The organism is Paractinoplanes rishiriensis (assembly GCF_016862375.1).
Lineage (GTDB): Bacteria > Actinomycetota > Actinomycetes > Mycobacteriales > Micromonosporaceae > Actinoplanes > Actinoplanes rishiriensis.
Genome location: NZ_BOMV01000007.1, coordinates 409,234 through 428,154 on the forward strand (window position 1 = coordinate 409,234; position 18,921 = coordinate 428,154).

Annotated in this window: 23 protein-coding genes; 8 read left to right on the forward strand and 15 right to left on the reverse strand. The window is 72.3% G+C overall.

Annotated elements, in window-relative coordinates; all coding sequences use genetic code 11:
• Window positions 1–25 precede the first annotated feature (25 nt).
• The 3 genes from Ari01nite_RS05770 to Ari01nite_RS05780 are packed head-to-tail and all read right to left on the reverse strand — an operon-like array spanning window position 26 to window position 4,253.
• Entirely contained in the window at window positions 26–379 is a 354-nt protein-coding gene (locus Ari01nite_RS05770; RefSeq protein ID WP_203779992.1) for a DUF952 domain-containing protein, read from the reverse strand.
• The gene (gene recG / locus Ari01nite_RS05775) at window positions 376–2,607 is read right to left on the reverse strand and encodes an ATP-dependent DNA helicase RecG (protein ID WP_203779993.1); all 2,232 of its coding nucleotides are present in this window, start codon (window positions 2,605–2,607) and stop codon (window positions 376–378) included. Before recG ends, Ari01nite_RS05770 begins: the two co-directional genes overlap by 4 nt.
• Window positions 2,604–4,253, reverse strand: coding sequence for a DAK2 domain-containing protein (locus Ari01nite_RS05780; protein WP_203779994.1), 1,650 nt, complete (start codon window positions 4,251–4,253; stop codon window positions 2,604–2,606). Before Ari01nite_RS05780 ends, recG begins: the two co-directional genes overlap by 4 nt.
• 162 nt (window positions 4,254–4,415) lie before the next feature.
• Between Ari01nite_RS05780 and rpmB the strand changes: the two genes are divergently transcribed.
• Window positions 4,416–4,607, forward strand: a complete 192-nt coding sequence (gene rpmB / locus Ari01nite_RS05785; RefSeq protein WP_026207002.1) for a 50S ribosomal protein L28 — start codon at window positions 4,416–4,418, stop codon at window positions 4,605–4,607.
• Between the two features lie 210 nt (window positions 4,608–4,817).
• On the opposite strand, the gene Ari01nite_RS51660 is transcribed toward rpmB, so the two are convergent.
• The 3 genes from Ari01nite_RS51660 to Ari01nite_RS05795 are packed head-to-tail and all read right to left on the reverse strand — an operon-like array spanning window position 4,818 to window position 6,319.
• A complete protein-coding gene (locus Ari01nite_RS51660; protein ID WP_438872147.1) occupies window positions 4,818–5,150 on the reverse strand; it encodes a GNAT family N-acetyltransferase in 333 nt (110 codons plus the stop codon).
• Window positions 5,111–5,338, reverse strand: a complete 228-nt coding sequence (locus Ari01nite_RS49625) for a hypothetical protein (protein WP_438872134.1) — start codon at window positions 5,336–5,338, stop codon at window positions 5,111–5,113. Before Ari01nite_RS49625 ends, Ari01nite_RS51660 begins: the two co-directional genes overlap by 40 nt.
• Window positions 5,339–5,353: 15 nt before the next feature.
• A complete protein-coding gene (locus Ari01nite_RS05795; protein ID WP_203779995.1) occupies window positions 5,354–6,319 on the reverse strand; it encodes a thiamine-phosphate kinase in 966 nt (321 codons plus the stop codon).
• Window positions 6,320–6,391: 72 nt separating this feature from the next.
• Between Ari01nite_RS05795 and Ari01nite_RS05800 the strand changes: the two genes are divergently transcribed.
• Together Ari01nite_RS05800 and Ari01nite_RS05805 are read left to right on the forward strand one after the other, a co-directional pair.
• On the forward strand, window positions 6,392–6,625 hold the full coding sequence (locus Ari01nite_RS05800; protein WP_203780328.1) for an Lrp/AsnC ligand binding domain-containing protein: 234 nt from the start codon (window positions 6,392–6,394) through the stop codon (window positions 6,623–6,625).
• A 2-nt stretch (window positions 6,626–6,627) separates the two neighbouring features.
• Complete coding sequence (locus tag Ari01nite_RS05805) at window positions 6,628–7,263, forward strand: DUF3515 domain-containing protein (RefSeq protein WP_203779996.1); 636 nt, start codon at window positions 6,628–6,630, stop codon at window positions 7,261–7,263.
• Here the strand turns inward: Ari01nite_RS05805 and Ari01nite_RS05810 are convergent.
• Complete coding sequence (locus Ari01nite_RS05810) at window positions 7,260–8,354, reverse strand: D-alanine--D-alanine ligase family protein (protein WP_203779997.1); 1,095 nt, start codon at window positions 8,352–8,354, stop codon at window positions 7,260–7,262. The genes Ari01nite_RS05805 and Ari01nite_RS05810 overlap by 4 nt on opposite strands.
• Before the next feature lie 105 nt (window positions 8,355–8,459).
• Here Ari01nite_RS05810 and Ari01nite_RS05815 point away from each other — a divergent pair, with 105 nt between their 5' ends.
• A complete protein-coding gene (locus Ari01nite_RS05815; RefSeq protein ID WP_203779998.1) occupies window positions 8,460–8,951 on the forward strand; it encodes a protein-tyrosine phosphatase family protein in 492 nt (163 codons plus the stop codon).
• A gap of 48 nt (window positions 8,952–8,999) precedes the next feature.
• Here Ari01nite_RS05815 and Ari01nite_RS05820 read toward each other — a convergent pair whose 3' ends face one another.
• The 7 genes from Ari01nite_RS05820 to Ari01nite_RS05850 form a co-directional block, all read right to left on the reverse strand.
• The gene (locus Ari01nite_RS05820) at window positions 9,000–9,680 is read right to left on the reverse strand and encodes a hypothetical protein (RefSeq protein ID WP_203779999.1); all 681 of its coding nucleotides are present in this window, start codon (window positions 9,678–9,680) and stop codon (window positions 9,000–9,002) included.
• Window positions 9,677–10,555 carry an ATP-binding cassette domain-containing protein gene (locus tag Ari01nite_RS05825; protein WP_203780000.1) on the reverse strand — a complete coding sequence of 293 codons (879 nt, stop codon included), beginning with the start codon at window positions 10,553–10,555 and terminating at the stop codon, window positions 9,677–9,679. The genes Ari01nite_RS05820 and Ari01nite_RS05825 overlap by 4 nt, the downstream gene beginning before the upstream one ends.
• Complete coding sequence (locus Ari01nite_RS05830) at window positions 10,552–10,905, reverse strand: GntR family transcriptional regulator (RefSeq protein ID WP_203780001.1); 354 nt, start codon at window positions 10,903–10,905, stop codon at window positions 10,552–10,554. Before Ari01nite_RS05830 ends, Ari01nite_RS05825 begins: the two co-directional genes overlap by 4 nt.
• A gap of 82 nt (window positions 10,906–10,987) precedes the next feature.
• Complete coding sequence (locus Ari01nite_RS05835) at window positions 10,988–11,344, reverse strand: hypothetical protein (protein WP_203780002.1); 357 nt, start codon at window positions 11,342–11,344, stop codon at window positions 10,988–10,990.
• Window positions 11,345–11,358: 14 nt separating this feature from the next.
• The gene (locus Ari01nite_RS05840; protein WP_203780003.1) at window positions 11,359–12,489 is read right to left on the reverse strand and encodes a cystathionine gamma-lyase; all 1,131 of its coding nucleotides are present in this window, start codon (window positions 12,487–12,489) and stop codon (window positions 11,359–11,361) included.
• Window positions 12,486–13,481, reverse strand: a complete 996-nt coding sequence (locus Ari01nite_RS05845; protein ID WP_203780004.1) for an NAD(P)H-dependent glycerol-3-phosphate dehydrogenase — start codon at window positions 13,479–13,481, stop codon at window positions 12,486–12,488. The genes Ari01nite_RS05840 and Ari01nite_RS05845 overlap by 4 nt, the downstream gene beginning before the upstream one ends.
• Entirely contained in the window at window positions 13,478–14,212 is a 735-nt protein-coding gene (locus Ari01nite_RS05850) for a lysophospholipid acyltransferase family protein (RefSeq protein WP_203780005.1), read from the reverse strand. Before Ari01nite_RS05850 ends, Ari01nite_RS05845 begins: the two co-directional genes overlap by 4 nt.
• A 124-nt stretch (window positions 14,213–14,336) precedes the next feature.
• Here Ari01nite_RS05850 and cofC point away from each other — a divergent pair, with 124 nt between their 5' ends.
• Genes cofC through Ari01nite_RS05870 form a run of 4 tightly spaced genes read left to right on the forward strand, consistent with a single transcriptional unit; the run spans window position 14,337 to window position 18,455 of the window.
• On the forward strand, window positions 14,337–14,978 hold the full coding sequence (gene cofC / locus Ari01nite_RS05855) for a 2-phospho-L-lactate guanylyltransferase (RefSeq protein ID WP_239162498.1): 642 nt from the start codon (window positions 14,337–14,339) through the stop codon (window positions 14,976–14,978).
• A 60-nt stretch (window positions 14,979–15,038) separates the two neighbouring features.
• Window positions 15,039–15,236 (forward strand): cold-shock protein, encoded by a 198-nt coding sequence (locus tag Ari01nite_RS05860; protein ID WP_203780007.1) that lies wholly within the window; start codon window positions 15,039–15,041, stop codon window positions 15,234–15,236.
• Between the two features lie 55 nt (window positions 15,237–15,291).
• The gene (locus Ari01nite_RS05865) at window positions 15,292–17,577 is read left to right on the forward strand and encodes an RNA degradosome polyphosphate kinase (protein ID WP_203780008.1); all 2,286 of its coding nucleotides are present in this window, start codon (window positions 15,292–15,294) and stop codon (window positions 17,575–17,577) included.
• Window positions 17,577–18,455, forward strand: coding sequence for an NUDIX hydrolase (locus Ari01nite_RS05870; RefSeq protein ID WP_203780009.1), 879 nt, complete (start codon window positions 17,577–17,579; stop codon window positions 18,453–18,455). The genes Ari01nite_RS05865 and Ari01nite_RS05870 overlap by 1 nt, the downstream gene beginning before the upstream one ends.
• Here Ari01nite_RS05870 and Ari01nite_RS05875 read toward each other — a convergent pair.
• A complete protein-coding gene (locus tag Ari01nite_RS05875; RefSeq protein WP_203780010.1) occupies window positions 18,412–18,834 on the reverse strand; it encodes a hypothetical protein in 423 nt (140 codons plus the stop codon). The two genes, Ari01nite_RS05870 and Ari01nite_RS05875, sit on opposite strands and share 44 nt — an antisense overlap.
• Between the last annotated feature and the right edge of the window lie 87 nt (window positions 18,835–18,921).

Here is an 18,921-nt window from a genome sequence, read left to right on the forward strand (position 1 = left end):
ACCAGCCCGCAGTGAGAAAGGCGCGTCACCCCTCGGGTGGCGCGCCTTTCGGCGTGAAGGAGCCGTCCGCGGCCGGGAGATATTCCGTCACCCCGACGACAGCGCCGACCGGTAGGGCCGCGTAGAGGTGGGGGAACAGCTTGCCGTCCGGGTGCGGCGGGTCGCCCTCTTCCCAGGTGACCGGGACCGGCAAACGGTCCTCGGCGATCTCCAGCAGCAGGAGGTCGGTGCACCCGCGGAACAGCGCGTTCGCCGGGAGGTGCACCAGTTCCGGGGTGGAGCAGTGGATGTAGCCCTGGACCGCCAGCGTGTCGCCCTCGTAGACGCCCGCCTCGACGGCCTTGGCCCACGCATCGCGCGGGCAGATATGCAGAATCATCCCTTCTCCAAGTATTCGGCGCGTTCCTCGTCGACCAGGGCGGCCACCGAGGCGGCCAACGCGGGGTGTTTGATCAGGTCGGGGTCGTCGGCGATCAGTTCGGACGCCTCGGCGCGCGCCTCGGTGATCAGTTTGGCGTCCCGTAGCAGGGACAGCAGACGCAGATGGGAGTGCTTTCCGGACTGCGAGGCGCCCAGCACGTCGCCCTCGCGGCGCTGCTCCAGGTCGATCTCGGAGAGCCGGAAGCCGTCCGTGGTGGAGGCGACCGCGTCCAGGCGTTCGCGCGCGGTGGTGCCCTCCACCGACTCGGTGACCAGCAGGCAGATGCCGGCCGCCGAGCCCCGGCCCACCCGGCCGCGCAACTGGTGCAGCTGGGACACCCCGAACCGGTCGGCGTCCATGATGATCATGACGGTGGAGTTGGGGACGTCGACGCCCACCTCGATCACCGTGGTGGCCACCAGCACGTCCAGGTCGCCGGCCGCGAACGCGCGCATCACGGCGTCCTTCTCGTCGGCGGGCAGCTTGCCGTGCAGCACGCCGATCCGCAGGCCGCGCAGCGGACCCTCCTCGAGCAGCGGCGCCACCTCGGTCACGGCCAGCGGGGGCCGCCGGGCCGGTTCGTTGTCGGAGGGTTCGGGGTTTACTCTGGGGTTTTCCGCCGCGGGTAGGCTCAGTTCCTCGTCCTCGTCGGTCAGGCCGGTGCCGATCCGCGGGCAGACCACGTACGCCTGATGCCCCGCCTTGACCTCCTCGCGCAGGCGCTGCCAGGCCCGGTCCAGGAAGGCCGGCTTCTCCGGCGGCACCACGTGCGACGCGATCGGCGACCGGCCGCGCGGCAACTGCGACAAAGTGGACGTCTCCAGGTCGCCGTAGACGGTCATGGCGACCGTACGGGGAATGGGTGTTGCGGTCATCACCAGCACGTGCGGGGGCCGGGCCGCCTTGGCTCGCAACGCATCCCGCTGCTCCACGCCGAACCGGTGCTGCTCGTCGACCACGACCAGCCCGAGATCGGCGAAGTCGACTCCCTCGTACAGCAATGCATGCGTGCCCACGACGATGCCGGCACTCCCGTCCGCGACCTTGGCCAGCGCGGCCCGCCGGGCGGCCGCCCCGAGCGAACCGGTGACCAGGGTGAGCTGGGTGCCGGCCGGATCGCCGTCCAGCTCACCGGCCCGGCCGAGGGCGCCCAGCTGCGCGCTGATCCCGCGGAAGTGCTGGGTGGCGAGCACCTCGGTGGGCGCCAGCAGGGCCGCCTGCCCACCCGCGTCGACGACCTGGAGCATCGCGCGCACCGACACCAGCGTCTTGCCGGAGCCGACCTCGCCCTGCAACAGCCGGTGCATCGGGTGCGGCCGGCTCAGGTCGGCCGCGATCTCCTCGCCCACCTGCCGCTGACCGTCGGTCAACTCGTACGGCAGACTCGCATCGAACCTCGCCAGGAGGCCGCCCCCGACGCGAGGCCGGGCGGTGCCGGGCGCGGCTGCCGCGCGTTGCCGTCGCTGCACCAGAGTCAGCTGTACGGCGAAAGCCTCGTCCCACTTGAGCCGGTACTTCGCGGCATACAACGCCTCTTTGGAACTGGGCCGGTGGATCTCCCGCAGCGCGGTGCCGATGCCGACCAGGTTGCGGTTGGCCCGCACCGCGCCCGGCAACGGATCGTCGGGCGGCTGGAACGTGTCGAGCACGGTACGGACACACTTGGCGATCACCCAGGTCGGCACCGCCTGCGCGGCCGGGTAGACCGGGATGAGCGCGCCGGCGAACTCCTCGATCTCCTCGGCCGCCTCGTCCTGGGTGGCGTCGGCCCGGAGAAGTTGGTAGGCCGGGCTGTTGAGCTGGCGCTTCCCCCGGAAGTCGGTGACCTTGCCGGCGAACAGCCCCCACCGCCCCCGCTTCAGGTCGCGCTCGCGCCACGCCTGGTTGAAGAACGTACAGCTGAGCGTCGCCCCCGAGCCGTCACCGATGGTGATCTCGAGCATGTTGCCCTTGCGCGCCCGCATCGGTTTGACACTCACCGCCTGCACCTGGGCGAGCAGCGTCACCTGCTCACCGATCTCGAGCCGGCGCATGTCGGTGTGCTCGCCGCGTTCGTCGTACCGGCGCGGGAAGTGATAGATCAGGTCCCCCGCGGTCTCCAGCTCCAGGTGGGTGGCAAGGGCTTTGGCCGTACGCTCGCCAAGCACCTTGCGCAGCGGCGTGTCGGTGGTCGTGGGCTCGCTCATTCCACTCCAACCAGCAGGTGGTACCGGGGCTGGCCGCCCGCGTAGCACTGCAGCTCGACGAACGGCCAGGTGTGCGTGACGTGCCCGCGCAGGGTGTCCTCCAGCGCGGCCGGTGCGTCGGCACCGAGCACCAGGGTGGCCAGTTCGCCACCGCCGCCCAGCATCCGGTCGAGGAGCCGGCGGCTCACGTCCTCGAGGTCGGCCCCGATCACGTGCACCTCGCCGTCGACCAGCCCGAGCAGCTCACCGGCCCGGCACGGCCCCGCGACGGTCAGCGAATCGCGCTGCGCCGTACAAACCTCGCCGTACCGGCACGCACCGGCCGCCTCGGCCATCGCGATCACGTCGTCCGCGAACGCCCGCCCCGGGTCCCGCACCGCGAGCGCCGCCAGCGCCTGCACCGGAGACCGGGTCGGCACGACGCTGACCCGTGCGCCCGCCGCCTCGGCCTCCCTGGCCGCGGAGCTGGCCACGGCGTGCGTGTTGGCGTCGTTGGGCAGCAGCACCACACATCCGGAGCCGGTAGCGGCGATCGCGTCGAGCATCTCCCGGGTCGACGGGTTGCGCCCCACCACGGTCGCTCCCTCGGCCTCGAAGAGCGCGGTGAGCCCGTCCCCCGCCGCCACCACGACGGCACCGCGCAGATCACCGTCGGGCGGCGGGGCGTGCCGATGCGGCCGGGTGTCCGCCAGCGACGTCACCGAGATCCGGTACGGGCGCCCGGCCATCACCCCCGCCTCGACGGCCGGCCCGATGCGCTCGGCCGGAACGTGGACGTGCACGTTCCAGGTGCCGTCCCCGGTCCCGACCACCACGAGCGAGTCGCCGAGGCCGTCCAACTGCCCGCGCAGGACCTCGACCGCTTCCGCGCCCGCATCAAGCAGATATTGCACCTCGTAGCCGAACCCGCCGTCGCTGTCGCTCACGTCGGCCGCCACCACTTCCACGTCGGGGTCCACGGGGTGCTCGGCGTGCGGCACCGCGGGGCCCGCGGTGCCCGCCGGGCTCAGGGCGTCGACCAGCGCGTCGAGCAGCAGGCACAGCCCGCGCCCGCCCGCGTCGACCACCCCCGCCCGGGCCAGCACCGGCAACTGCTGCGGGGTGCGGGCCAGCGCCTCCGACGCCGACCGGGCCGCCTCGCGGGCGACCACCACCAGGTCGTCGGACTTGATGCGGTCGGCCCCCTCGGCCGCGGCCGCCACCACGGAGAGAACCGTGCCCTCGACCGGCCGGGCCACCGCCGCGTAGGCCGCCTCGGACGCCGACCGCAGCGCCCGGGCCAGCTCACCGCCGCGGACCGCCGCCGCGGTGGCCAGGCTGTCGGCCATGCCGCGCAGGATCTGCGAGACGATCACCCCGGAATTGCCCCGGGCGCCGAGCAGCGCACCCCGGGCCATCCGGCGCAGCGCCCGGCCGAGCGGCGTGGCCGGCGCCTCGTCGGCGGCCGGCGTCTCGTCGAGGGCCTGCTGCGCCTCGTCGAGGGCCTGCTGGGCCGAGGTGAGGGTGAGGACCAGGTTGGTGCCGGTGTCGCCGTCCGGGACCGGATAGACGTTCAGCAAGTCGATTTCGTGCTGGTGCGCCCGCAACGCCTCCAGCCCACCACCGCACCAGCGGCGTACCGCGGCGTCGTCGAGGGTCTCCAGCACGCGAAAATCGTACTAACGACCTCCGACATTCTCGCGCGACCGCTCCCTGACCGGGGGCGATTGGCTGTCGCCGCGGGGCATCGGGTAACCTTGCCGGGTTGCCCTTCGCGGGCGCCCAAAGCTCTGCGCTTTATCAGTTCGCTTCAAACCCAGGAGTATCCCGTGGCAAGCGTGTGCGACGTCTGTGGCAAGGGACCGGGCTTCGGCCACAACGTGTCCCACTCGCACCGGCGGACCAACCGCCGCTGGAACCCGAACATCCAGTCGGTGCGCACCCCGGCCGGTGGCGGCACGACCAAGAAGCTCAAGGTCTGCACCTCCTGCATCAAGGCCGGCAAGGTCGTCCGCGCCTGATCTGAGCAAGCCACACCAGCCGCCGGGCCGTATGGTTCGGCGGCTTCGTGTGTTTCCACAGTCCCGCCCTTATCCACAGCACCCCAAGCAGGCGGTGACGGCCTTCAGACGTACGTCATCGTGCCCGCCCGGACCAGATGCGGCGCGCGCCACCGCCCGGGGTGGTCGCCCACCCTCTGCGCCGCCGGCTGGCACCCCCCGAACCCGTGATCAGTCTCCCTCGCACGCAAGGTCCAACCGGCGGCCCTGGTCCTTGACCTTCACACCGCCGAATCCGCCAGTCAACCAGCCCAGGATCCCGCTAGCGGCACGCGCCCGGCGGCGTCCAACCCCAAGATCCGAGACGGAGATAGTCAGCATTCCGGCGGCCCCACCGACCCGGGCAGGCGGCGGGCTCAGAGGCAGGCGGGTGCAGCCGGCGGCTCTCGCCGACTCCTCGATGGTGGCCAGCATGCGGCGGCCCAGGCCCTGGCCACGGGTGGTGGGCGCGGTGTACATGCGCTTCAGTTCGGCGTCGGGGCCGTGGCGGCGCCAGCCGCGCAGCCGACCAGGCTGTCGCCGTCGTCGGCTACGAAGAAGGCGCCGTGCGGCGCCGTGAAGTCTTCGGCGGCGACCGGGGTGTCGTCGCCGCTGCCACCGTAGCGCTGGGACAGTTCGGCCAGGACCTCGGTCAGCAGGGCGCGTACTACGGGTTCGGCGAAGTCGGCCTGTCTGATCTTGATGTCCGGCACGGGGCCAAATCTATGTCAGCGGAAGTGGTCCCAGCCGGTGCCCCCGGTCCACGGCTTGCGGTCGACCGTCAGGCCTTCGCCGTCGTGCACCGAGCCGATTTCGCGCCAACCCTCGGGGAGGGTCACGCCGGGTGGGAAGGTCGCGGCCAGCGCGTGGTCGTCGCCTCCGGCTAAGAGCCAGTGGTACGGGTCGACGCCCAGTGCCGTGGCGGCGTCGCGCATCTGGTCGGGTACGGAGAAAGCCTCGGTGCGCAGGTCGATCGCCACCAGGCTGGCCGTGGCCACGTGCCCCATGTCCTGCAGGAGGCCGTCCGAGACGTCGATCATCGAGGTGGCGCCGGCCGCCGCGGCCCGGGGACCGGCGGCGTACGGGACCTGGGGGCACCGGTACGCCTCGACCAGTGCCTTCGGCGTACGGAATCCGCGGGAAAGGATCGTGTAGCCGGCGGCCGCCCACCCGGTCCGGCCGGCCAGGGCGACGATGTCGCCGGGCTGGGCGCCGTCGCGGGTCACCGGCGGACGCCCGCCCAGGTCGCCCAGGGCGGTGACGGCGATCATCAGGGTCGGGCTGGCCGAGACGTCGCCGCCCACCACGCCCGCGCCCACCAGGGCCGTCTCGGCGGCTAAGCCCTCGGCCAGTTCCTCGGCCCAGGCGACGTCCAAGTCGGTCGGTGCGCACAGGGCCACCAGCAACGCCGTGGGATCGGCACCCATCGCCACTATGTCGGCCAGATTCGCCGCCGCGGCCCGGCGGCCGATCTCGGCGGCGCCGGCCCAGTCGCGGCGGAAATGCCGGCCCTCGACCAGCACGTCGGTGGACGCCACCACCCGGCCGTCGGGCGCGGCCACCACCGCGCCGTCGTCGCCCGGGCCGAGCAGCGCCTTCGGGCCGGCGTCGAGCCGGGCGACCACCCGGGAGATGAGCCCGAACTCACCGGTATCGGCAATGCTCACGGATACAGCCTTTCCTTCCGGTGGCATCCCGCAGCCAGACAGATTCTTACGGTAGTTTCACGTTCGGGTTACGGCTGGCGGCAGATGGGAGAGCGGATCGTGGTACAGGCATACATCCTGATCCAAACAGAGGTCGGAAAGGCCCATGACGTGGCCGCCGCGATCGGAAAGATCACCGGAGTCATCCGGGTGGACGCGGTCACCGGGCCCTACGACGTGGTCGTGCTGGCCGAGGCGCACACCGTTGACGACCTCGGCGGGCTGATCGTGAGCAAGGTCCAGGGGGTGCAGGGCATCATGCGGACGGTCACCTGCTCCGTGGTAAACATCTGAGAATGGTCGACCTGGAGACGCCGCCGAAAGCCCCGACGAAAGACAAGACGACGCGCAGTGCCGCCCTCTGGGCCGCCGCGTTCGCCGTCCCGATCGCCGTGCTCGCGGGTCTCCTGATCTTTGCCCGGATGGCGTCCGAGCAGCCGGCCGCCCGGCCCGCACCGGCCGCCAGCACCCCGGCGGCGGTGCCGTCGGCACCGGTGCCGATGGCCGCACCGCAACTCGACGCCGAGACCCGCCCAGCCTGCCTCGCCGTCACCTCGCAGTTGCCCACCGACCTGCGCGCGCTGCCGCCGCGCCGGGTCAGCGCCGGCCCCGAGCAGAACGCCGCGTGGGGCGAGCCGCCGATCACCCTGGCCTGCGGGGTCCCGCAGCCGGTCATGTGCGAGCAGGCGGACGGCGGGCGGGACGGCTGCGTGCCGCTGACCGACATCATGCTGAGGATGGACGGGGTCTGCTGGTGGGGCCAGGACGGCCCGGCCCTCGACGTGTTCACCACCATGGACCGCGAGGTGGCCGTCCGGGTGTCGGTGCCGGGCAGCTACGAAAACCCGGCTCAGTGGGCCAACGAGTTCTCCGACGCGGTGGCCCGCACGGTCAAGTCCCGCGCCACGGGAGTGCCCAGCGGCTGCAACTAGTGCAGTCCGGTGCCGCGGCGCAGGGCGGTGCGGATCAGGCGGTCGACCACCTTGGGGTATTCGAGGCCGGTGGCCGCCCACATCACCGGGAACATCGAGGTCGGGGTCATCCCGGGCATCGTGTTGATCTCGTTGAGGTAGATCCGGTGGTCGGCCGTGACGAAGAAGTCGACCCGGGCCAGGCCCGCGCAGTCCAGGGCGGTGAACGTGCGCCGGGCGTACTCCTGCAGCTCGCGGGTCACCTCGGCGGGCAGGTCGGCCGGGACGTCGTAGCGGCCGCCCTCCAGGTATTTCGCCTCGAAGTCGTACCAGTCGTGGGCGTCCACGTGGATCTCGGCGAGCAGGGACGCCTCGGGCGCGCCGCCGGCCTCGCCCTCCAGCACGCCGCACTCGATCTCGCGGCCCACGATCGCCGCCTCGACCAGCACCTTGGGGTCGATCTGCCGGGCCGCCGCAACCGCCGCCTCCAGGCCGGCCCAGTCGGTCACCTTGGTGATGCCGTGCGACGAGCCGGCCCGCGACGGCTTCACGAACACCGGCAGGCCGAGCCGCTCTTTGTCCTCCGCCGACAGCGAGACGCCGGCACGCAGCACCGCGTACGGGCCCACCGGAATGCCCTCGGCGGCCGCGAGCTTCTTGGTGAACTCCTTGTCCATGGCCGCCGCCGAGGCGAAGACGTTGGCGCCCACGTACGGGATGCCGGCCATCTCGAGCATGCCCTGGATGGTGCCGTCCTCGCCGTAGGCGCCGTGCAGCACCGGGAAGACCACGTCGACACCGGCCAGTGTGGAGACACCGTCGGCCGGATCGCGGACGATCAGTTCGGTGGCGGTCGGGTCGGCGGCGAGCACGACCGCGCTGCCACTGTCCGCAGTGATCTCGGGCAGCCGGCGGTCGGTGATGGCCAGCGCCGCCGGGTCGTTGCCGGCCAGTACCCATCGGCCCTCGCGGGTGATGCCGACCGGGAGCACGTCGTACTGGCCCGGGTCTAGTGCGGCCAGGATGCTTCCGGCGCTCACGCAGGAGATGGCGTGCTCGGAACTGCGACCGCCGAACACGATCGCCACGCGGGTCTTCCGAGGGGTCGTCACTTTTTGCGCCTCTCGCTAGCGGGCTTGCCGGGCAAGACCCTACTCTGCGTGAACCACTCCAGGGATGACCCGGCCGCCGCCACCGGACGAGAGAACTGCGGGTTGATGACTGCACCACTCCACGTGATCGCCGGTCTCGGCTCCGGCCAGCTGGCCACCATCGCGCATCCGCGCCAGGACGCGTGGCCGGCGGAGCGCCTCGGCGAACTGGCCGACACCGGCGTCAGCGTGCTGGTGTCCGCGCTGACCACGGCCGAGCAGGAGCGCCTGGGCCTGTCGGACACCGCGGAGGCGGCTGCCGAGGTCGGGATGGACTTCATCGCGTTCCCGGCCGCCGAGGACGCCGTCCCGCGCGAGGAGGCCACCAAGGTGATCCTGCTGGCCGGGCGGCTGGCCGCCAACGTGCGGGCCGGCCGCTTCGTGGTGACCCAGTGCTTCGGCGGGGTCGGCCGGTCCACCCTGCTGGCCTGCACCACGTTGGTGCTGCTCGGGGTGGGTCCGGCCGACGCGCTGCGCCGGGTGACGGGCGGCTCGGACATGCCCGTCACCCGCGACTGGCTCTACGACCTGGCACACCAGCGGACCGCACCCCAGTGAGGATCAGCCCAGTGAGGATCAGCCCAGTGAGGATCAGCCCAGTGAGCCTCAGCCGGCCGTCCGCCGGATCGCCACGCCCCGGGTCAGCAGGCCGAACACCGCCAACCCGAACACCGTGACGGTCAGCGAGATCAGCACCTCGATCAGGTAGGGCAGCAGGTCGGCGGACAGTCCACGTTCGTTGATCGCGACCAGACCCTCGGAGACCGCGGCCGGCAGCGCGGCGGGCACCATCGCGATCAGCCCGCGCCAGCCGCCGAACCGGTAGAAGCCGAGCGCGATGAGCGCACCGGTGACCGCCCAGGCCAGCGACACCGGGAACACCCGGCCGAACTCGCCGGGCAGGCCGCCGCCGGTCAGCACCGGGTAGTCGGACGCCGCCTCGCCGAGCGCGACGACCACGGTGCTCTCCAGCCAGTGCCCGAGGGTCACGACCGCGGCGACGCCGGCCGCCACGATCGTGACGAACACCGTCGCACCGGCCGCGAACGCGCGCCGCGTGTAGCCGTTGGTCACGAACACCTTGAGGTGCCCCGAGACCAGCATGATGCCGAGCACCAGGGTCCAGTACTTCGCGGCCGAGCCGGCCAGGCCCAGCCAGAAGCTGAACCCGAGATCGGTGAAGTTGGTGATGATCGGCACTACGGTCACCTCGACCGTCACGACGATACCGGCGAACACCAGGATCATCGCCCGGTGCAGCCGGAACAGGGCGCTGCTGACGCTCATCGGGTCGCCTCCAGCGGTTGCGATGACGTGAGATGGACGAAGAGCTCCTGGACGCCGACCGGCCCGAAGGTGAGCCCGGCGGCCTCGGCCCGGGCCACGTCGGCCGGGTCGGGCCGGCCGTCGAGGGTGGCCTCGCGGATCCCGCCGAGGCTCCGCTCGCTCAGCACGGTGCGGCCGGTCACGAACTCGCCGACCGCCGCGGCCGGGCCGGTGACCGTGACGCCCCGGCCGCGCAACTGCTCGGTCTCCTCGTGCAGCAGCACCCGGCCGCGGTCCAGGATGACGACCCGCTCGAAGAGGTCGGCCACCTCCTCGATGAGGTGGGTGGAGAGGATGAACGTCCGCGGGTGGGCCAGGTAGTCGGCGAGCACCTCGCGATAGAAGGTGCTCCGGGCCACCGCGTCCATGCCCAGGTAGCTCTCGTCCAGGATGGTCAGTGGCGCGCGGGCGGCCAGGCCGAGCACCACGCCGAGCGCGGATTTCTGGCCGCGGGACAGCCGCATGACGCGTTCCCGGGGGTCCAGCTGGAACAGGTCGAGCAGCTTGGCCGCGTACTCGCTGTCGAAGGTGGGTCGCAGCCAGCCGGCCACTTTGCACACCCCCTGGAGGCGGTCGGTCTCGGTCACGTCAAGGGAGTCCCGGATGAAGCAGGTGGACCGCATGACCTCCGGGTTCTCGTACGCCTCGGCGCCGTTCACCAGCACCCGGCCGGTGCTCGGCCGGCGGTACGACGCGAGCGCGCTGAGCAGGCTGGTCTTGCCCGAGCCGTTGCGCCCGAGCAGGCCGTAGATCTTGCCGGCCGGCAGGTCGAGGTTCACCTCGGAGACGGCGGTCTTGCGGCCGTACCGGACGCTGACGTCACGCAGTTCGATCATCGCCGCTCCCCCAGGTGCCGCACTATTTCGTCGAGGCCGATCCCGATGCGTCCCGCCTCGGCGAGCATCGGCTCGACCACCTCGGCGAAGAATCGTTCCCGCCGTTCCCGGCGGAGCTTCTCGCGGGCGTCCGGGCTGACGAACATCCCGATCCCCCGCTTCTTGTAGAGCACGCCTTCCTCGACCAGCTGGGCGAAGCCCTTGGCCGCGGTGGCCGGGTTGATCCGATAGAAGGCCGCGTACTGATTGGTGGACATGACCTGTTCGTCCTCCTTGAGGGCCCCACTCAGGACGTCGTTCTTGATCCCGTCGGCGATTTGCAGGTAGATCGGGCTCCGGTCGTCGAACACCGAGCCTCCCTAGTTCTGCGGTTCATTACTCATGTAATGAACCATAGGACCAGGATGCCACCGCCGGCAAGTCCGAAAGTCGTCAGGCCACGAAAGTCTGCGGCAGCACGCCGGTGTCCCAGAGCTCGTCCAGGTGCGCCAGGAAGCCCACCAGGCTGCCCTCCAGCAACCGCCGCTCGCCCGCCGGCAGGGCCGCGAGCGGGTCGGAGAAGACCAGGCCCTCGGGGTGCCGGGCCCGGGTGCCGACGAACTTGCGGCAGGACGAACACCAGACGTAGCTGACCAGGGTGGGCCGGCGGGCGGCCGGCGGCGTGGTCACGTACGCCCGCAGCCGGCGCTCGCCGCACGCGGGACAGTCCCGCTCGCCCGGAGCCGTGAAAAAGCTCTCACCGGCGGTCAGCGCCGCCACCTCGTCACCGGAGAAACTGGCCCATCCCATACCGGAACGGTAGGTCAGGCCCGGTCCAGTGCCGCCGTCAGGTCGGCCAGCAGGTCGGCCGGGTCCTCGATGCCGCAGGACAGCCGGACGAAACCGGGCGCGGTGTCGTCGCCCCACTGCGCCCGCCGGTCGGCCGACGTGTGCACCCCGCCGAACGACGTGGCCGCGAACACCAACTCGGCCGCGGCCAGGAACTTCGCCACCCGGTCGGCCGAGGCCAGCTCGAACGAGACCACCCCGGGAATCCGGCGCATCTGGGCCCGGGCCAGCGAATGTGCCGGATCGGAGGCGAGGCCGGGCCAGCGCACCGCGGTCACGTCCGGCCGGGCGGCCAGCATCGCCGCCACCGCGGCCGCGTTCCGGCTCTGCCGTTCCAGCCGCAGGTCGAGCGTGGCGATCGAGCGGTGCGCCAGCCAGCAGTCGAACGGGCCGGGCACCGCGCCGGTCTGCTTGCGCCAGGTCTCGATCCGGCCGGCCAGCGCCTCGTCGGTGGTGGCGGCGTAGCCGAGCAGGACGTCGGAGTGGCCGGTCAGCGCCTTGGTGCCGGAGGCGACCACCACGTCGGCGCCCAGGGCCAGCGGATTCTGCCCGAGCGGGGTGGCGGTGGTGTTGTCGACCGCGACCAGCGCGCCGGCCGCGTGTGCGGCGTCGGACAGGGCCCGGATGTCGCACAGGTCCAGGCCCGGGTTGGCCGGGGTCTCCAGCAGCACCAGCCGGCAGCCGGCGAAGTCCGGGTAAGGGCCGGCCGTGGGCACCAGGATGCTGTCGATGCCCAGGTCACGCAGGGTGCCCTCGGCGAACGCACGGACCGTGAAGTATCCGTCCGCGGGCAGCGCCACGGTGTCGCCGGCGCGCAGCACGGCGAGCAGCAGCGCGGTGATCGCCGCCTGGCCGCTCGCGAAGACCAGCGCGGTGCCGCCCTCGAGCTCGCCGATCGCCGCCTCCAGCCGCCGCCGGGTGGGGTGCGAGGTGCGGGCGTAGTCGTTCTGGCCGGGGCCGTCGGCCGGGTGCAGGTGGAACGGTGCCGCGAAGACCGGACCGGGCAGGAACGGCTCCCCCACGACGGGTTCCGGCAAACCGGCGTGTACCGCCCTGGTGCCGTCGGACCAGCTGCCGTCGGACCAGCTGCCGTCGGAACTGGTCACTCCGGCTTCATCTCCCGGCCCATCAGCATCTTGACCGCCACCCGCGGGTCGGCGCCCTCGTGGCAGACCCGCTCCACCTGCTCGGTGATCGGCATCTCCACCCCGGCGGTGCGGGCCAGGTCGCGGATCGCCAGGCAGCTCTTCACGCCCTCGGCCGTCTGCCGGGCCGCCTTCTGCGCCTCCTCCAGCGTCTTGCCGCGGCCCAGTTGCTCGCCGAAGGTGCGGTTGCGGGACAGCGGCGACGAGCAGGTCGCCACCAGGTCGCCGAGGCCGGCCAGGCCCGCGAAGGTGAGCGGGTCGGCGCCCAGCGCCACGCCCAGCCGGGCGGTCTCGGCCAGGCCGCGGGTGATCAGCGAGGCCCGGGTGTTGTCGCCCATGCCCATCGCCACCGTGATGCCGTATGCGAGGGCGATGACGTTCTTGACCGCGCCGCCCATCTCGCAGCCGGTCACGTCCTCGCTGGTGTACGGCCGCAGGTAGGGCAGCGCGATGGCCTGCTGCACGGCCCGGCAGCGCCGGACGTCGGTGCCGGCCACCACGGTCGCGGCCGGCTGCTCGGCGGCCAGTTCGGGGGCTAGGTTGGGTCCGGAGACCACCACCACCCGGTCCGGGTCGACCCGCGCGGTCTCCACGATGACCTGGCTCATCCGCTTGGTGGTGCCCAGCTCGATGCCCTTCATGAGGGACACCAGGGTGGCGTCGGCCGGGAAGTGGCCGGCCCACTCGGCCAGGTTGCCGCGCAGCGTCTGGGAGGGCACCGCGATGGCGATCAGGTCGGCACCGGCCACCGCGGCGGCCAGGTCGCTGGTGGCGCCGATCCCGGCGGGCAGCTTGACCGCGGGCAGTGCCGACTCGTTGACGTGCCGGTCGCGGATCTCGGCGGCGACCGACTCGCGCCGGGCCCACATGGTGACCTCGCTGCCGGCCTCGGCCAGCACCTTGGCGAAGGCGGTTCCCCACGCACCGGCCCCGAGGACCGCGGCCCGCTTCACTCTGCGTCCTGGTGAGGTGCAACCTGGGCCCGCCGGGCTGGTCGGTCGTACAGCGGCGGCGGCTCCTCGCCGCGCAGCTCAGCCAGGAGATCACGCACGTCGAGCATGATCGCATCGGTCATCTGCTCGAGCACCTCGCGGGTCGGGGTGGCGCCGGCCCAGGGCGACAGGTCGACCGGTTTGCCGGAGATCACGGTCACCGGCATCCGCGGCCGGAGCCGGAGCCGGTTGGTGCGCGGGTCGAAGATCTGCTCGGCGCCCCAGTTCGCGAGCGGGATCACCGGCGCGCCGGTGACCAGGGCGAGCCGGGCCGCGCCGGTCTTGCCGCGCATCGGCCACAGGCCGGGTTCCCGGGTCGTCGTGCCCTCCGGATAGATCACCACGGCGCCGCCCTCCTGGAGTGCGCCGACCAGGGCGTCGAGCGACTTCACCGCCTCCACACTGCCCCGTTCCACCGGAATCTGCTGGACCTTGCGGAGGAACGGGCCGAGCACCGGCAACCGCCACAGACTGGCCTTGCCGAGGAACCGGGGCCAGCGCCCGGCACCGTAGATGTAATGGGCCACCACCAGCGGATCGAAGTGGGACGCGTGATTGGCGACGATGATCACACCGCCGGTGGCCGGGATGTTGTCGAGGGCCAGCCAGGTGCGCCTGGTCCAGGCGTACAGGACCGGGAGCACCAGCCCGGCCGCGAGACGCCGCCAGAACCCCAGCCTGCGCACCGCCACGGCCCCTCCTGCCCTACCGCGGCGTGTCCCCACCGCGTCCCCATGCCTGAAGACGAATCATGCCCGCTCCCGGCCGCCGGGACCAGGTAGGGGTGCTGACCGTTACCGCTGGCAGTATGGGCGGGTGGTCCGGGAGTGGGTGGCGGTGATCCCCGTCAAGCGGCTGAGCGCGGCCAAGAGCCGGCTGCGCGGCGCGGTGCCCGCGGCCCGGCACGCCGACCTGGCCCTGGCCATGGTGCGCGACACGGTGGCCGCGGTGCTCGCCGGCGACGCGGTGGCCGAACTGCTGGTGGTCACCGACGACCCGGCGGCCGGTGACGCGGTGGCCGCGCTGGGCGCCCGGGTGGTGCCCGACCCGGGCGGCGACCTGAACGCGGCCCTGCGGCACGGCGCCGACCGGGTGGCCGGACTCACCCGGTGCCGGGTGGTGCTGGCCGGCGACCTGCCGGCGCTGCGGCCCGGCGAGTTGGACGCCGCGCTGGCCGGGGCCGGCCGGCGCAGCTTCGTCGCGGACGCGAACGGCTCCGGCACGGTGCTGCTCGCGGTCCCGCCCGGCCGGCCGCTCGACCCGCACTTCGGACTCGGCTCGGCGGTCGCGCACGCCGCCTCCGGTGCGGCCGCGCTCGCCGGGGACTGGCCGGGGTTGCGGCAGGACGTGGACACCCCGGACGATCTGTCGGCCGTACTCGATCTCGGTCCGGGCCCGCACACCCGCCAGCTGCTGCGTGATCTGGGACTCACCGGGCGCCGGGTGCCGGCCGCCTGAAGTACCGCCAGGGCGGCCAACCGAAGCAGGCTCGTGACCCGGAGCCGGTAGCGTGCAGGTATGCAGGGCACGATCGCCACCTTCGACCCCGGCTCCCGCAGCGGCACGCTGCTCCTCGACGACGGCACTGAGCTGGCCTTCGACGGGCCCGCCTTCGACCGCTCGGGTTTGCGCCTGCTGCGGCTCGGGCAGCGGGTCGCGGTGGAGACCGGGACCGGTGGCGCGATCACCCGGATAGCCATCCCCGGAATCGGTTAAGTTGATCAAGCCGCAGTGCGTTTCACCTTTCCTCGCGAGCGGCAATGATGGAGCGATGCACACCCCGCCCCGGATCCCCGAAACCCGCCGGCGCGGCCCGAACGGCCGCTTCCTGCCCCGGAGCGGCGAGAGCAGTACCGCCGACCTGGACCCGACCGAGCAGCTACCGACGGAGCACGTCATGACCGACATGACCGAGACCGACGAGTCGCCCGTCACCGGGCCCGATGAGATCTTCGAGCCCGATGAGATTTTCGCGGCGGACACCGCGCCCGAGCTCCCCGAGGACCGCTTCCTCAACCGCGAACTCTCCTGGCTCGACTTCAACTCCCGGGTGCTGGCCCTGGCGCTGGACTCGGACACCCCGCTGCTCGAACGCGCCAAGTTCCTGGCGATCTTCGCGAGCAACCTGGACGAGTTCTACATGGTGCGGGTGGCCGGGCTGAAACGGCGGCTCAGCGCGGGCCTGCCGATGCGCGGCGGCGACCGGGTGTCGCTGCGCCACCAGCTCGAGATGATCAGCGAACGCACCGCCGACCTGGTGACCCGGCACGCCGCGTGCTTCGCCGAGGAGGTCCGGCCCAAGCTGTCGGCCGAGGGGATCGAGCTGGTCAGCTGGGGTGAGCTCGGCCCGGCCGAACGGGAACGGCTGCGCACCTACTTCCGGGAGCAGGTCTTCCCGGTGCTGACGCCGCTCGCGGTCGACCCGGCGCATCCGTTCCCGTACATCTCCAGCCGGTCGCTCAACCTCGCGGTGGTGCTGCGCGACCCGGACGGCAGCGGCTCCGAGCTGTTCGCCCGGATCAAGGTGCCGAACAACGTGCCGCGGTTCGTGACCGTGCAGAACGACAGCCGCGGGGTGCGGTTCCTGCCGGTCGAGGAGCTCATCGCGGTCCACCTCGACCAGTTGTTCTCCGGCATGCAGATCCAGGAGTGGCACCTGTTCCGGGTGACCCGCAACGCCGAGCTGGAGGTCGACGAGGACCGGGACGAAGACCTGCTGCAGGCCCTCGAACGCGAGCTGGCGCAACGCCGGTTCGGCCCGCCGGTGCGGCTCGAGGTGGCCGCGTCGATCAGCGATCACGTGCTCGACCTGCTGGTCCGTGAGCTCGACATGGACAGCCAGGACGTGCTGCGGGTGCCCGGCCTGCTCGACCTGTCGGCGCTGTGGCAGGTGTTCGGCGAGTGCGACCGGGACGACCTCAAGGACCGCCCGTTCGTGCCGGCCACCCACCCGCAACTGGCCGACGGCGAGGTGCCGCGCAGCGTGTTCAACCGGCTGCGGGAGAGCGACATCCTGGTGCACCACCCGTACCACTCGTTCTCCACCAGCGTGCAGCGGTTCATCGAACAGGCCGCGGCCGACCCGAACGTGCTGGCCATCAAGCAGACCCTGTACCGCACCTCGGGCGACTCGCCGATCGTGGACGCGCTGGTCGACGCGGCCGCCGCCGGCAAGCAGGTGGTGGTGCTGGTCGAGGTCAAGGCGCGGTTCGACGAGGTGGCCAACATCGCCTGGGCCCGCACCCTGGAGCGGGCCGGCTGCCACGTGGTCTACGGCCTGGTCGGGCTCAAGACCCACTGCAAAACCTCCTTGGTGGTACGCCAGGAGGGCAACCAGATCCGGCGGTACTGCCACATCGGCACCGGCAACTACCACCCCAAGACGGCCCGGCTCTACGAGGACTTCGGCATGCTGACCGCCGACCCCGAGGTGGGCGCCGACGTCACCGACCTGTTCAACGTCCTGACCGGGTACAGCCGGCAGCGCTCGTACCGCCGCCTGCTGGTGGCCCCGCACGGGGTGCGCTCCGGCCTGGTGGAGCGGATCGAGCAGCAGGCCGCGATCGCCCGCGAGGGCGGCGTGGCGCTCGTCCAGTTCAAGGTGAACTCGCTGGTCGACGAGGAGACCTGCGACGCGCTGTACCGCGCCTCGCAGGACGGCGTGAAGGTCGACCTGATCATCCGGGGCATGTGCAGCCTGCGGCCGGGCGTGCCGGGCCTGAGCGACAACATCCGGGTGCGCTCGATCGTCGGCCGGTTCCTGGAGCACTCGCGGGTGTTCCGGTTCGGCGCCGGCGACGACGCCGAGTACTGGATCGGTTCGGCCGACCTCATGCACCGCAACCTGGACCGCCGGGTCGAGGCGCTGGTCCGGGTGACCCTGCCGTCGGCACAGCGCGACCTGCGGCACGTCCTGGAACTGTCGATGAGCGACCAGAGCGAGGGCTGGGACCTGGCCGGCGACGGCACCTGGCACCGCCGCCCGGAAAACCCGTCCGAGCCGCACCTGCACCTCCAGGAAGCCCTGCTGCGCCGGATCATCGGCAAGGCGGTCTGATGACCGATCCGCAACGCGCCGCGGGCGGGGTGCTCTACCGTCCGGCGGGCGACGGCATCGAGATCTGCCTGGTACACCGGCCCCGGTACGACGACTGGGCGCTGCCCAAGGGCAAGCTGGACAACGGCGAGCATCCGCTGGCCTGCGCGGTCCGCGAGGTGGCCGAGGAGACCGGCGCCCGCGGCGTCCCGCAGGTGCGGCTGCCGCGGGTGGACTACACGCTGCCGGACGGCCGGCCCAAGACCGTCGACTACTGGCTGATGCGCACCGCCGGCGAGGGCCCGGTGCAGGACACCGACGAGGTCGACGCGACGGCCTGGCTGCCGCTCGCCGAGGCGGCCGAGCGGGTCAGCTACGCCGACGAACGCGCGGTGCTCGACCACCTGGCCGGCCGGCCGCCGGTCACCGCGGTGGTGGCGCTGGTGCGGCACGCGCACGCCGGCGACCGCAAGTCCTGGGTGGGCCCGGACGCGCTGCGCCCGATCGACGAGGTGGGCCAGGTGCAGGCCGACCGGATCGGCACGGTGCTGTCGACGCTCGAGCCGGCCCGGCTGTACGCGGCCACGCCGTTGCGGTGCAAGCAGACGCTGGAGCCGCTGGCGCAACGCACGGGTGGCCTGCCGATCGTGCAGGACGCCGCGTTCGCCGAGCCCTCCGACCCGGCGGACGCTCCGGCCAAGGCCAAACTGGCCGCCCAGCGGCTGCTCGACCTGCGCTCGCCGGACGTGACGGTGATCTGCAGCCAGGGCAAGGTGATGCCGACCCTGGTGGCCACCCTGAAGGACGAGGCCGACCCGGCCCCCTACAAGGCTCCCAAGGGCACCGGCTGGCTGCTCACCTGGTCCGGGGACCGGCTTTTGGGCGCGTCGCGACTCTGACCGGGCCGGCGTCGGCCCGCCAGTAGCCGAGCAGGTCGCCGGTGAGCCAGCGGGCCCGGGCCATCTCGTCGGCCCGCGGTTCCCAGTCCCGGAACGGCAGCAGCGCCACCCGCCAGCACAGCACGCAGGTGAGATACCAGCCGTACAGCGGCACCACGCCGAGCCAGCCGTCCCGCGGCCGGTACGAGGCGTACGGCGCCAGCACCCGCACGGCCAGCCCGGACCAGGCGCCGGTGACCAGCCAGTCGAGCAGCCCCTGGCCGGTCCAGCTCTCGATCAGCCCGCCGAGCGTCCACCCCGGCACCACGGCCACCGCGAACAGCACCGCGGCGATCAGCGACCGGCCGACCAGCCCGCGAGGCAACGTTGCGCGCTCCATGCCCGGACGGTAGGCCCACCGGGCGTTTCCGCGCTCGGACACACGAAAGGCGTCCACCGTAAGGGTGGACGCCCGTCGCAGACCCGG